The sequence below is a fragment of the Clostridium sp. CTA-5 genome (assembly GCF_054768135.1).
Genome location: NZ_BAAAAT010000003.1, coordinates 316,610 through 330,995 on the forward strand (window position 1 = coordinate 316,610; position 14,386 = coordinate 330,995).

9 protein-coding genes are annotated in these 14,386 nt (G+C 26.5%); 6 read left to right on the plus strand and 3 right to left on the minus strand.

Going from position 1 to position 14,386, the window contains the following annotated elements; genetic code table 11:
• Positions 1 to 153: 153 nt before the first annotated feature.
• The 5 genes from ACYUET_RS09425 to recJ all read left to right on the plus strand — a co-directional run bounded on the left by ACYUET_RS09425 (position 154) and on the right by recJ (position 10,620).
• Entirely contained in the window at positions 154 to 1,545 is a 1,392-nt protein-coding gene (locus tag ACYUET_RS09425) for a glycosyltransferase family 2 protein (RefSeq protein ID WP_460279069.1), read from the plus strand.
• A gap of 806 nt (positions 1,546 to 2,351) precedes the next feature.
• Positions 2,352 to 4,301, plus strand: coding sequence for a DNA gyrase/topoisomerase IV subunit B (locus ACYUET_RS09430; protein WP_460279071.1), 1,950 nt, complete (start codon positions 2,352 to 2,354; stop codon positions 4,299 to 4,301).
• A gap of 646 nt (positions 4,302 to 4,947) precedes the next feature.
• Positions 4,948 to 7,857: a DNA topoisomerase IV subunit A gene (locus tag ACYUET_RS09435; RefSeq protein WP_460279073.1), complete on the plus strand. Its 2,910-nt coding sequence runs from the start codon at positions 4,948 to 4,950 to the stop codon at positions 7,855 to 7,857.
• A 164-nt stretch (positions 7,858 to 8,021) separates the two neighbouring features.
• Positions 8,022 to 8,558, plus strand: a complete 537-nt coding sequence (locus ACYUET_RS09440) for a DJ-1 family glyoxalase III (RefSeq protein ID WP_460279075.1) — start codon at positions 8,022 to 8,024, stop codon at positions 8,556 to 8,558.
• Positions 8,559 to 8,853: 295 nt separating this feature from the next.
• Entirely contained in the window at positions 8,854 to 10,620 is a 1,767-nt protein-coding gene (gene recJ, locus ACYUET_RS09445; protein WP_460279077.1) for a single-stranded-DNA-specific exonuclease RecJ, read from the plus strand.
• 82 nt (positions 10,621 to 10,702) lie between these two features.
• On the opposite strand, the gene ACYUET_RS09450 is transcribed toward recJ, so the two are convergent.
• The 3 genes from ACYUET_RS09450 to ACYUET_RS09460 form a co-directional block, all read right to left on the minus strand.
• Positions 10,703 to 10,891, minus strand: a complete 189-nt coding sequence (locus ACYUET_RS09450; protein ID WP_460279079.1) for a hypothetical protein — start codon at positions 10,889 to 10,891, stop codon at positions 10,703 to 10,705.
• A gap of 17 nt (positions 10,892 to 10,908) precedes the next feature.
• Positions 10,909 to 12,204 (minus strand): acetyl-CoA hydrolase/transferase family protein, encoded by a 1,296-nt coding sequence (locus ACYUET_RS09455; protein WP_460279080.1) that lies wholly within the window; start codon positions 12,202 to 12,204, stop codon positions 10,909 to 10,911.
• A gap of 425 nt (positions 12,205 to 12,629) precedes the next feature.
• The gene (locus ACYUET_RS09460; protein ID WP_460279081.1) at positions 12,630 to 12,821 is read right to left on the minus strand and encodes an alpha/beta-type small acid-soluble spore protein; all 192 of its coding nucleotides are present in this window, start codon (positions 12,819 to 12,821) and stop codon (positions 12,630 to 12,632) included.
• A gap of 446 nt (positions 12,822 to 13,267) precedes the next feature.
• Here ACYUET_RS09460 and ACYUET_RS09465 point away from each other — a divergent pair, with 446 nt between their 5' ends.
• Positions 13,268 to 14,341 carry an undecaprenyldiphospho-muramoylpentapeptide beta-N-acetylglucosaminyltransferase gene (locus ACYUET_RS09465; protein WP_460279082.1) on the plus strand — a complete coding sequence of 358 codons (1,074 nt, stop codon included), beginning with the start codon at positions 13,268 to 13,270 and terminating at the stop codon, positions 14,339 to 14,341.
• Positions 14,342 to 14,386: the final 45 nt, after the last annotated feature.

The following is a 14,386-nucleotide window of genomic DNA, read 5'->3' on the forward strand; positions in this document are numbered from 1 at the left end:
AATAAGAAAATTAAATAAATTTAATTTTATCTTAAGAAATATACACTTGATTTTTTAGTTATATTGAAATATATTAAATAAAGATGTAATTAAAATGTGTATATAAAATAATGAATGGAAAATGAGTTCCATTTAGCATTAGGAGTGAATGTAATGGGAAAATACATTTTTACCATAACAGCTGTATTTCAAATATTAGTTTTTACATTAACCGTGTATTATATGGTATTAGGATTTTTCGGACTTGTTAGAAAGAAAGAAAAAAAAGATTATACTCCAAAGAAAAAATTTGCGTTACTAATTGCAGCACACAATGAAGAAGTAGTTATTAGTAAGCTTATAGAGAGTATGTTGAATCTTGATTATCCTAAAGATATGTATGACATTTTTGTAATAGCAGATAATTGTACGGATAATACTGCTAAGATAGCAAGTAAATATAAGGTAAATGTTTGTGAAAGATTTGAAAAAGATAAAAGAGGTAAAGGCTATGCATTAGAATGGATGTTTGCAAATCTATTTAAAATGGAAAAACAGTATGATGCAATAGCTATATTTGATGCTGATAATCTTGTACATAAAAATTTCTTAAAAGAAATAAATTTAAAAATGTGTCAAGGTTATAAAGTTGTACAAGGGTATATTGACAGTAAAAATCCGGATGATTCTTGGATTGCAACTGCTTATTCAATAGCTTTTTGGACTCAAAACAGACTTTTCCAATTAGCAAGAGCAAATGTTGGATTTTCTAATCAAATAGGAGGAACAGGATTTGCTATTGATACTGAAACATTAAAAGAATTAGGTTGGGGAGCTACATGCTTAACAGAGGATTTAGAGTTTACATGTAAACTTGTTCTTAATGGAGCAAAAGTAGGCTGGGCACATGATGCTATTATTTATGATGAAAAGCCTTTAAAATTAGCTCAATCATGGACCCAAAGAAAAAGATGGATGCAAGGTTTTACTGATGTAGCATCAAGATATTTTTTCAAGTTAGTTAAGAAGTCAATTAAAGAAAGAAAATGGTATATTTTTGATTGTGCATTATATGTATTACAACCATTTGTTACTCTAATGTTGGCTTTATCTGCAATTTTAACAGTTGTTCAAGTTGATTCTTCAGCTGGAAGGGACATATTTATTTTAAGTTATCTATTGAGTGATATTGGATGGAAGGTTTTTGCTTTGATTCAATTTATTATTACGCCTGTAGTATTAGCTTTAGAAGAAAAAGTATCAAAGGCATTTTTAACCATGACTGTTATATATTCAACTAATGTATTTGTTATTCCGTATCTTTTAGAGGGTGTAGAAAACTATTTTGTTTCTTTAGGAATAACAATAGGATTTAATTTAGCGTTTCTATTTTTAGTTCTAATTTTATTAGGTAAAAAGAATTTAGTACTATTTTTTAGATTTTTATTATATGGAATATATACAATAACATGGATACCAATTACGATACAAGGAATAATAAATAAGAATAATAAAGAGTGGAGCCATACTAAACACGTTAGAAGTATTGAAATATATGATGTATAGTTTCGCTATTAATAAATAAAAATATAATATTAAGAGAGTGCTTATTAGAAAGTAATTTAAAACTTTATGTTTTGTTTCTTATAAAATAAAGCACTCTTATTTTATATTTATACAATAAATAAGGAATATTCAAAAAAATAATAGACCAGTATACTCATCTATTTTGAGTCATACTGAATCAGCAAATTTAGCTAATAGCTCGCTATTAACTGAAGTTGCTTCTTTGTCTGACACAAAATATACAGTACCTCTTTGGTCTATTATTTTATTTCATGTCCTTAAAGTGTATATTTTAAGATAAAATATTAATGTTAACTTTGACATTAGCTATGAAATAAAGTATATTTTTATAGTGAACCAGTACATAAGTTCGCTTATGTAGTGATTATAATAAAATTATTTGAAAATAATCTTATGTTTTAAGTGATTATTTATATATATGTTCTAATTAAGTTAATACATTTATAATTTTTTAATTAATCTTTATAGGAAATTATATCTTTAATTAACAATATCGAGTTAGAATAATATATATCATAAATTTTCTATATATGTTCCTGACTAAATTTATGAATCGTAATAGTTATAAATATTTTAAGATTTATATTAATGAACAAACTTTATTGGAACTTATATATATTAAAATCTAGATAAAAATAAAGGATTTTTAAATAATTGTAGCTAAATAAGAAAATATGAGTTAATAAATTGATTTATTTATATGTGTGATTTAAAAGAATATTTATGATAAATAAATATTGGTTATTACTATATTCAATTTATTAGTATATTTTTAGGAGGACCTTATGGAATTAAAAAACAGTAATTATGATGTAACAGATTTAACATCTTTAGAAAAATTAGAGCCAGTAAGAATTAGACCAGGTATGTATATAGGTTCTACAGGGATGAAAGGATTACATCATTGTATATGGGAAATAATAGATAACTCTATAGATGAAATTAGTAATGGTTATGGGGATAAAATAACTATAACTTTAAATGAAGATAAGAGTGTTACAATTCTTGATAATGGAAGAGGTATACCTACAGGAGTTCATCCTATAAAGAAAAAAACAGGAGTTGAAATGGTATTTACAGAATTACACACAGGTGGTAAGTTTGATAATAAAAATTATAAAACTTCTGGTGGACTTCATGGTGTTGGAGCAGCAGTTGTAAATGCATTATCTAAATGGCTTGAAGTAGAAGTATATCAAAATGGTAATATATATAGGCAAAGATTTGAATATGCTTTTGATAAAGAATTAAAAAGGAATATGCCAGGAACTCCTGTATCTAAGTTACAAATAATCGGAAAGACAAAAGGAAGTGGGACTAAAGTTACATTTAGACCAGATAATGAAATATTTTCAACTGTAGATTTTAAATTTGATATTATAGACAGCAGATTACAAGAATTGGCTTTCCAAAATAAAGGTATAAGATTAGAGCTTATAGATAGAAGAAAGTCTGAAGAGATTAAAAAAGAATACTATTCGGAAAATGGGCTTTTAGATTTTATAAATTATTTAAATGAAAGTAAAACTGTAATTCATGACACTCCTATAATTTTTGATGGAGATAGAACAATAAATAATATACAAATACATGGAGAAGTATGTATTCAATTTACAGATTCGTCTACAGAATATATAGCAAGTTATGTAAATAATATACCTACTACTGAAGCAGGAACACATGAAACAGGTTTTAAAACAGGTATGACAAGAGCTTTTAAAGAAGGTGCTAGAAAGCTTAACTTGATTAAAGAAAAGGATAAAGAGTTTGAAGGTAATGATTTAAGAGAAGGGATTACAGCAATACTTAGAATCAAAATAACTAATCCTATCTTTGAAGGGCAGACTAAAACTAAGCTTGGTAATAATGAAGCATATACTATGATGAATGATTTGGTTTATACTAAATTTTCGGAATGGATTGAGGATAATAAGGAATTAGCAACAATATTAATTAATAATGCTTTAGAGTCAGCTAAAAGAAGAGATAAAATAAAAAAAATAAATGATGCAGAAAAGAAAAAAGTTGGAATAGGAACTTCACCATTAGCTGGAAAAGTTGCAGTGTGTACGTTGAAAGACAAAGAAGTAAACGAGTTTATAGTAGTTGAGGGAGATTCAGCAGGTGGATCTGCAAAACAAGCAAGAGATAGAAGATTTCAAACTATCATGCCTTCTAAAGGTAAAATAATGAATACTGAGAAACAAAAATTAGAAAATGTATTAGCATCAGAAGAACTAAAAATATTTAATACAGCTATTGGTACTGGAATATTAGATAATTATAAACAAGAAGATATGAAATACGATAAAATAATAATAATGAGTGATGCTGATGTAGATGGATATCATATAAGGACTTTATGGATGACGTATATTTATAGATATATGAGGCCTTTAATCGCAAATGGTCATCTTTATTTAGCACAACCACCTTTATATAAGGTTTATAAAGTAAACAAAGGCGTTGAAACAGTAAAATATGCTTATAGTGATGATGATTTAGAAGATGCTAAGAAAGATATAGGAAAGGGTGCTTTAATACAAAGATACAAAGGTCTTGGAGAAATGAATCCTGATCAATTATGGGAGACTACTTTAAATCCTGAAACTAGAACACTTATGCAAGTTACAATAGATGATGCAGCGAAAGCAGAAAAGATGATATCTCTTTTGATGGGAGACATAGTAGAACCTCGAAAAAACTATATGTACAAATATGGAGAATTTAACTAATAAATAATATTGAATATATTTAAAATGATTTTGATATTTACTATAAAGCTCATGGACATAGGAATGTGCTTTAATAACTCTAAAAATAAAGATTAGTCGAATTAATGCATGCTTCCAATTAGAGGTTGTACGCTGTGAAAGTTGTAAGAACCAAATATGAAATTTGGATTCTCATTTTTGACAAGCAAATAGTTGTACAAATCTTAATTAGGAGATTATAAACAGTAAATTCCAATACCAGTTTGCTTTTATATCAAATATTAATATTTACTTGAAATATAGGTGTACAATTAAGTAAAAAGCTCATTTTATGAGCTTTTTTGAAAATATATAAGTTTCAATAAAGTTTGTTAAGTAATATAAATCTTATATATAGTTACAAATCTTATGATTAAACTACTATAGTACGGAATTTATATAGAGAATTTTTGATATATATGATTCTAACTGTATATTGTTAATAAGAGATATTAGTTTGCTATAAAAATTAGATACAAAATTATAAATGTATTGACTTGATTAGAACATATATATATTAAGATAAATTTTGAAGAAATTTTTAATAATCATTTTAATAAGAAATTTTATTTAAAGTTAAAAATTACTTTATGGTTATTAATTGTTAAACTAAGAATGGAGAAAAATTATGGCAAAGAAGATTAAAACTATCCCTAAGGATAATAATATAATTAGAATTCCTTTAGAAGAAGCAATGCCGGAAAATTATTTACCTTATGCAATAGAAGTGGCAAAAGATAGAGCACTTCCTGACGTTAGAGATGGATTAAAGCCGGTTCATAGAAGAATACTTTATGGGGCATATCTTTTAAAGGCTTTTCCAGATAGACCATACTATAAATCAGCAAGAATAGTAGGAGATATTTTAGGTAAATTTCATCCGCATGGAGATACATCGGTATATGATGCAATGACAATTTTAGCACAAGATTTTTCAACGAGAATACCTTTAATAGATGGGCATGGTAACTGGGGATCTATAGATGGAGACAGTGCAGCAGCAATGCGTTACACAGAAGCCAGACTTGCTTCTATTTCCATGGAAATGATAAGAGATATAGATAAGGATACTGTAGAGATGATTCCTAACTATTCGGATAGTGAAGTTGAACCTAAGGTATTGCCTAGTAGGTACCCAAATCTTTTAGTAAATGGAGCGTTCGGTATAGCAGTAGGGCTTGCAACTAATATCCCACCTCATAATTTAGAAGAAGTAACTAATGGTGTACTGGCTTATATAGATAATAATGAAATTTCAACTAAAGAGCTTATGGATTATATAAAAGGACCCGATTTACCTACTGGAGGAATCTTAATAGGAAAGAATTCACTTGAATCAGCTTATGAAACAGGAACGGGAAAGGTTGCATATAGAGCTAAAACATCAATTGAAACATTAGAAAATGGAAGATTGGGAATAGTAATAAGTGAGTTCCCATACAAAAGAAATAAAGCAAAGATACTTCAAACAATTTCAGAAATGACAGGAGATAAAAGGCATTCTAAAGCATTAGAGTTAATATCAGATATTAGAGATGAATCTGATAGAAACGGAATAAGAGCTGTTATTGAGTTTAAAAAGACTGCAAATGAAGAAAATGTGGATAAAGTATTAAAATATTTATTTAAAAAAACAGATTTACAATGTAATATAAATTTCAATATGGTAGCATTAGCAGATGGAAAGCCTGAAACAATGAGTTTAAAGGCAATGATTACTTATTATGTAAATCATCAAAAAGAGATAGTAACTAGAAGAAGTAAAAAAGAACTTGAAATAGCTAAAAAAAGACATCATATAGTTGAAGGTTTTATAAAAGCTATTGATGTATTAGATGAAGTTATTGTAACAATTAGAAACTCTAAATCTAAAAAGGATGCATCTATTAATTTAATAAATAAATTTGAATTCACAGAAGAACAAGCTCAAGCTATTTTGGAATTAATGTTATATAGATTAACTGGACTTGAAATAAAAGTTTTTGAAAAAGAATATAAAGAGCTTCAAAAGATAATAAAAAGATTAGAAAAAATATTATCAGATGAAAAAGAATTATTAAAAGTAATAAAATCTGAATTGAAAGAAATAAGTGATAAATATAGTGATGAAAGAAGAACTGCTATTGTAGAAGATGATAGTAAAAGTAAAATTGACCTTAATGAATTAATAGTAGTAGAAGAAGTTATGATAACTTTATCCAAAGATGGGTTTATTAAAAGAATACCTCTTAAGAATTATAATAGATCTAATTTTAATCCAGATGATATAGATTATAGAGAAGGAGATTCATTAGAACATCTTATAAGTTCTAATACAAGAGATAATTTACTTATATTCACTAATAAAGGATTTATGTATCAAGTTAAAAGTATAAATATACCTGAATTAAAGTGGAAAGAAAAAGGCGAAAGATTAGATGAAATAATAAAATCTTTAGATTTAGAAGATGAAAAAATAATTAATGTAGCATCAGTAGATAATTTTAATCCTAATAAATTATTTAGATTCATAACTAAAAACGGTGGAATAAAGGAAACTTCATTAGATAAATTTGAAACATCATATGCAAAATTACAAGCTTTAAAATTGCGTGATGGAGATGAATTATTAAATGTTAAGATTAAAGACTTTGAAGAAGAAAATCAATATTTAAGAGTTAAAAGTAAATTAGGATTGGATTTTGTTGTGGAAATACCAGAACTTGAAAATGTTCCAAGAAATATTCTTGCAATACAATTGTTCAATCTTTCATCTGATGATGAAATAATTGAGATAGAAGATCGTAAAGAAGATGAATATTTTGAGTTTAATATTGGAGTTACAGAGAAAAATACATTTAAGTCATATAAGAAAATTAAAGAAGATGCATTAAAAACTAGAACTAATTCTTTAAAATATTTAGCTTTATTTACTAACAAGGGAAATATGTATAAAATTCCAGTATTTTTAATGAAAAATATAATGGAAAATGAATTGAAGGTAGAATTATATACTGGAGAGATGGAAAAAGGAGAAAAGGTTGTTAAGATATGTACACTATCTTCTTATGATGATAAATTAGCAGTATATTCATTTAGTAAAAAGGGATTAGTTAAGAAAACATTACTTCAAGAATTTGAAGGTGATATAAATAAACAATGTTATTATAAATTAAAAAGCGAAGATGATGAGGTAGTATCGGTAGATATTGATAGAGTTACATTGGGTCATTTGCTTATAATAACTAAAAAGGGTATGGCTATCAGATTCCCAGTTGAGAATGTTAATACAATGGGAAAAATAGCATCTGGAGTTACTGGGATTAGTTTAAGAGATGAAGATGAAGTTATATTTGGAGCATATATTTCTAAATATTTAGAAGGTGAAGGTAATACGGTTATAATATCTCCAAAAACTCAAGAAATTTTACTTACTTCAAAAGATAAGCAAAAGTTAACATTAAAAGTTGATGAAGTTAAACTGCAAAATAGAGCAGGTAGAGGTACTAATGTAATGTTAATGGTTGATGATGAAATTAAAGATATATTAATAGTATAATAATAAGATACATTTTGATTTAGGCACAGTCAAAAAATAACAAGTTCATGTGCCTTATTAAATACTTTTATGTATCTAGTTGATGAGTTATAATTAAAAAAGTAAAGGATGTTTTGAGTTTTTTAAACATCCTTTTTTATTAAGGTATTTAGGAGGGAATTTGAATGAAAAAATCATGTGTATTATTAGCAGAAGGTTTTGAAGAAGTGGAAGCTTTAACAATAAGTGATATTATAAGAAGAACAGGAATGGTTTGTGATTTAGTATCTATGGACAAAGAACTAGTAAAATCTTCTCATGGAGTAGTTATAAAAGCTGATAAAATATTTCATGAAAATTTAGAATATGATTTAGTTGTACTTCCAGGAGGAATGCCAGGGGCAACTAATTTAAGGGATGATTCTAGAGTAATAGAATTTATTAATAGATATAATGGTAGTGAAAAATTGATAGGGGCTATATGTGCAGCTCCAATAGTATTAGGTAAGGCAGGAATAACGGTAGGAAAAAATGTAACATCTTATCCAGGTTTTGAAGATGAGTTGGGTAATTGTACTTATTTAGAAGATGAGGTTGTTGTTGATGGTAATATAATAACCAGTAGAGGGCCAGCAACAGCTATGGCATTTGCTTACAAGTTAATAGAAAAATTAGGTTATGAGAAAGTTGATGAATTAGCTAACTCTATGCTGTATAAGTAGTAAAGAATTTTCTTAAATAATCCACAGTTTTATTCCTATTTTGTTAAAATATTCAGGAAAATTGTGGATTATTTGTTATTTAAATGTATAAATAGAGGGAGAAAATTTAAATATTTATTTATAAAGCTATGTTTTAAGTGTATGTTGATATTATAGATGGAGATCATGGACAAAGGAATGTACACTATTTTGAAAAATATTCATTTATAATAAAGATTAATATTATTTTAATGTGTATTATAAAAATTATTATGTATTACAAGAAGTGAATTTTAATTAAAGATTTGGAGGGAACATGCTAGAAAAGTGGTTTGTAAAAAATAAAAAAGCAGATTTTAAAAAAATCTCTATAAAATATGGTATAAGTGAATTAATAAGTAGATTAATTATAAATAGAGATATTACAGAAGATAATATGATAAAAAATTATATAAATCCTACTGTTGAAAACCTTTATGATGCAAGTGAGATGAAGGATATAGAAAAGGCTGTTAATATATTAAAGAATAAAATAAAATCACAAGTTAAAATAAGGATAGTTGGAGATTATGATGTTGATGGAGTGATTAGCGTATATATATTATATACTTCATTAAAAAAATGTGGAGCAAATGTAGATTATGAAATTCCAGATAGGATAAAGGATGGATATGGAATAAATAAAGATATAATTCTTAAAGCAAATGAAGATGGTGTAGATACATTATTAACATGTGATAATGGCATTTCAGCAATTGATCAAATAAAGTATGCTAAACAATTAGGAATGACAGTAATAGTAACTGACCATCATGATATACCATTTGTTGAAGGGGAAAATGGGACGAGAACTTTTATATCTTCTGAGGCAGATGCTATAGTTAATCCTAAACAAATGGAGTGTAAATATAAATTTGATAAGATATGTGGCGCAGGTGTAGCATTTAAATTAATTCAATTTTTATTTAATGAAATGGATATTAAAAAAGAAGAAAGTTTTAAATTAATAGAATTTGTTGCTATAGCTACTGTTTGTGATGTTGTAGATCTTATTGATGAAAATAGAATATTTGTTAAAAATGGTTTGGATATGATAAATAAAACAACAAACTTAGGATTAAAAGCGTTGATAAATGCAACAAATATGTCTGATAAAGAAATATCTACATATCATTTAGGATTTGTTATAGGACCATGTATAAATGCCTCTGGAAGATTAGATTCTGCTAAAAGAGGGCTAAAATTATTATTATCAGAAGATGAAAATGAAGCAAGAATATTAGCAGATGAATTGGTAGAATTAAATAATGAAAGAAAAGATATGACTCTTGAAGGCGTAGAGAGGGCTATAGATATTGTAGAGAATACTAATATTAAAAAAGATAAAGTTTTTTTAATATATATACCAGAAGTTCATGAAAGTTTAGCAGGAATAATAGCTGGAAGGATAAGAGAAAAATATAATGTTCCAACAATAATACTTACAAAAGCGGAAAATGGAATCAAAGGTTCAGGAAGATCAATTGAAGAATACAATATGTTTGAAGAATTAATGAAATGTAAGGATTTGTTAGATAAATTTGGAGGACATCCTATGGCAGCAGGATTGTCTTTAAAAGAAGAAAATATAGATAAATTTAGAGAAGAACTTAATAAAAATACTATTCTTACAGAAGAAGAACTTATTCCTAAAGTTACAATAGATTTACCATTAAATTTAGATTATATTAATTATGACATGATAAATGATTTAGAAGTTTTGGAACCATTTGGAAAAGGTAATTCTAAACCTTTATTTGGTGCAAGGAATATATGTGTGACGAAAGCTATGGTTCTTGGTAAAAACAATAATGTATTAAAGCTTAAGCTTAAAACGGAGTTAGGAAAGATTATTGATGGAATCTATTTTGGCGATATTAATGAATTTGAGAATACAATAATAAATAAGTACGGGAATGAAGAATTACAGAAATTATATGATGGTCAATATAATAGTGTTAATATAGATTTTATATTTTATCCAAGTATAAATGAATATAATGGTGTTAGTAATATTCAGCTTATAATACAAAATTATAGATAATTATTTTCATATTAGAGTATGTTGTTAATTTAAAATAGGGTGTTTACAAAATTATTATATTTTGTAAACACCCTTTAAGATTCTAATCGCCTATTACTTGGCAAACATTTTCAATAAGTGATTCAGTATAATTCTCATATAAGAAATCTACATAACTTCCGCTAGTGTTACATTGATTTGCTTGGAAAATTTGATATTGAATGTTATTAACTTTGCTATTAATTAAATCTAACTTTCCTAAGATTTCCTTTAATTTAGCTCTTTCATCCATTAAAATCACTCCTTTTATTACCAAATTCTATTTTTAACAGCTTCCTTTTTAAGTTCTTGTCTAAAATCAGGATGAGCTATAGCTATTAAGCTATCAACTCTTTCTCTAATACTTTTACCACGAAGATTGGCTACACCATATTCTGTAACAACATATTGAACATCATTTCTAGAATATGTAATTGCTGCACCCATATAATGACTTGCAGTTATACTAGAAATAGTATCATTTTTAGCGGTAGAGTATAATGCGATTATAGATTTTCCGCCTTCACTCATTTGAGCACCTACACCAGTATCAGTTTGTCCACCTGTTCCGCTATATTGTTTAAAACCTAAACTTTCAGATGCACATTGTCCAGTTAAATCTATAGAAAGTGATGTGTTTATAGAAACCATCTTTTTATTTTTAGCTAATACATAAGGATTGTTTACATAAGAACATCTTTTCATTTCTATACAAGGATTATCATCTAAGAAATCATATAATCTTTTAGATCCAAATGCGAAAGCACCGACAATTTTATTTCTATGAAGTGTCTTTTTTGTATTATTTACTACTCCAGCTTCAAATAAATCAACTACACCTTCAGTAATCATTTCAGTATGGATTCCTAAATCTTTTTTAGTTAATAAAGATTTAGCAACAGCGTTAGGAATACCACCAATTCCAAGTTGAATAGTAGAACCGTCTTCTACTAAATCAGCAATATATTGACCTATTATAAAATCTTTTTCAGTAGGCTGTTTAGCTACTAATTCAGGAACTTTTTCTTTACTTTCATAAACATAATCAACTTCGCTTATATGAATACAAGTATCTCCTAAAACTCTAGGTAGATTTTCGTTTATTTCTAAAATTACGATATCAGCGTTTTCTAAAGAATCTCTTTCGTATACTAATGAAAGTGATAATGAGAAGAAACCATGCTCGTCCATTGGAGTAGCAGCACCTACGAAGATATTAGGTTTTTTATAGCTTAATCTGTTAATAGCAGAATATCTAAGGTGTGTTGGTATATATGAAACTAATCCTGTTGGATGAGCCTTTCTAGCAGGTCCAGCAAAGAAAGTACTCTCATTTACAAAGTGTCCAGCCATACTTGGATCAGTGTGATATTTATAATCTAAAGCACTAAGCATACTAACAACTGATACGTTTTCTACTTTATCTCTTATCTCATGAAGTCTTGACATAAATAGTGTAGCTTCACAAGGTCCTAATGAAGTAACAATTTCATCATTTGATTTAACAAGTGATAATGCAGTATCTACTGTGATAGTTTTGTTTTTTAATTGTTCTAAATAATTCATAAAAATATCCCCCTAGTCAAATAAAATGTTATTTTCTTAACAATAATAATTATAAAAACGATTACTTTAGATACAAAGTAATTCTTAATTTCATTTAAGTCTTCTTGCAGTTAAATGTTATATTATAAAATTCAAGAATAACTCATTTTCTGCTTTGGTTTAATTTAGTTTACTTGTAAACACCTAAATTAAGCTGTTTAATGGTTTATGTAACTAAAAAAATTACTATTAAAATAGAGAATTTATTAGATTAAACTAATTTGTAAAATATTATTTATCTCTATAGTTATAATATACTACATTGTTAAATAAAAAACAATACTATTTTCAGAATTTATTAAATATTTAGAAGTATATAATTTTTCAATTAAAAATAGAGGATAGTTTAAAACTATCCTCTAAAATATTTAGATGTTTATTTATGGTTAAAGATTTTTTTCATATTGTTGAACCATTCTTTTAACCATTTCACCGCCAACGCTTCCGCATTGTTTTGAACTTAAATCTCCATTATATTCTTTAAATGGTACGCCCATTTCATTAGCAACTTCATTTTTGAATTTTGCTAATCCGCTTTTTGCTTCAGGAACCAAATTTTGATTACTGTAATTACTCATGTTTTTCACCTCCTTTATTTTGTATATATAGCTTGTGTAAAAAAACAATAATTATATTATATAAATGGAGGAAAAAGAGGAGTGCATTAACAGGTTTTGACTAAGAGAAATAAATAATGTATTCTAAATTTATGTTAGTTTAGAATACATTATTTATATAAAGTATGAAAATATATATATTTGAGTACTATACTTAAATATATATATTTATATTAGTAATTTATATTTTTTATAAATTTATTAAACATATATGTTGCAAATTTATATGTGCACCAAAAGACTATATAGTTCTTTAATTTATCGAATAATTCTTATTGCAACATATAGAATAAATTTTTATATAAAGTCAATATCCGTATTAAAACTATTCAGTTAGTAAGTATATATTAAAAAATAATGCTGTGTTTTAAGTTGTAGAAACAATATAATGAAAGGATGAGTTATTTTTGTATAAATATAAAATAATAATGACAGGTGGAGGAACAGCAGGTCATGTAACACCAAATTTGGCATTGGTACCGTCATTAAAGGAAAAAGGTTTTGAAATAAAATATATTGGTAGCAAAGATGGAATAGAAAAAGAAATAATTGGGAAAAGTGGTATTCCGTATTTTGATATATCTTCAGGTAAGTTAAGAAGATATTTTGATATAAAGAACTTTTCGGATCCATTTAAAGTTTTAAAAGGAGTAATAGATGCAAAACGTATTTTGAAGAAAGAAAAACCAGATGTTATTTTCTCTAAAGGAGGATTTGTAGCAGTTCCAGTAGTTATTGCAGCATATTTTAAAAATATACCAGTAGTAGCTCATGAGTCAGATATTACACCAGGACTTGCCAATAAATTATCTGCACCTTTTTGCACTAAGTTATGTGTTACTTTTAGAGAAAGTTTAAAATTTGTAAAAGAAGATAAAGGGGTATTAACTGGTAGCCCGATAAGAAAAGAAATTTTAAATGGAGATAAAAATAAAGGGAAAGAACTTTGTGATTTTAAAGATGAAAAAGAAATTTTATTAATAATGGGTGGTAGTTTAGGTTCTAAAGTAATAAATAGAGAAATTAGAAAAAATTTAGACTTGTTATTAAAAGAATTTAATATAATTCATATTTGTGGAAAAGAGAATTTGGATACTAATCTTTTAAATAAAAAGGGTTATAAACAATTTGAGTATGTTACAGAAGAATTACCTCATTTAATGAAAGCTTCAGATTATATAATATCAAGAGCAGGTGCAAATTCTATTTTTGAATTTTTAGAGTTAAAAAAACCAACACTATTAATACCACTTTCTAAAAAAGCAAGTAGAGGAGATCAAATCTTAAATGCTAACTCATTTAAGAATGAAGGGTATTCACTTGTATTAGAAGAAGAAGAATTACAAAAAGATGTTTTATATAAAAAAATTCTTGAACTTAAATCTAAAAAAAATGAACTTATTAAAGCAATGAATAAAGGAGATGCTAGAAATAGCATAGATTGTATAATAAATGTTATATTAGAAAGCATAAAAAAATAATTATATATTAATTTTTTGTATAATATTAAGGAATTTCAATGGATA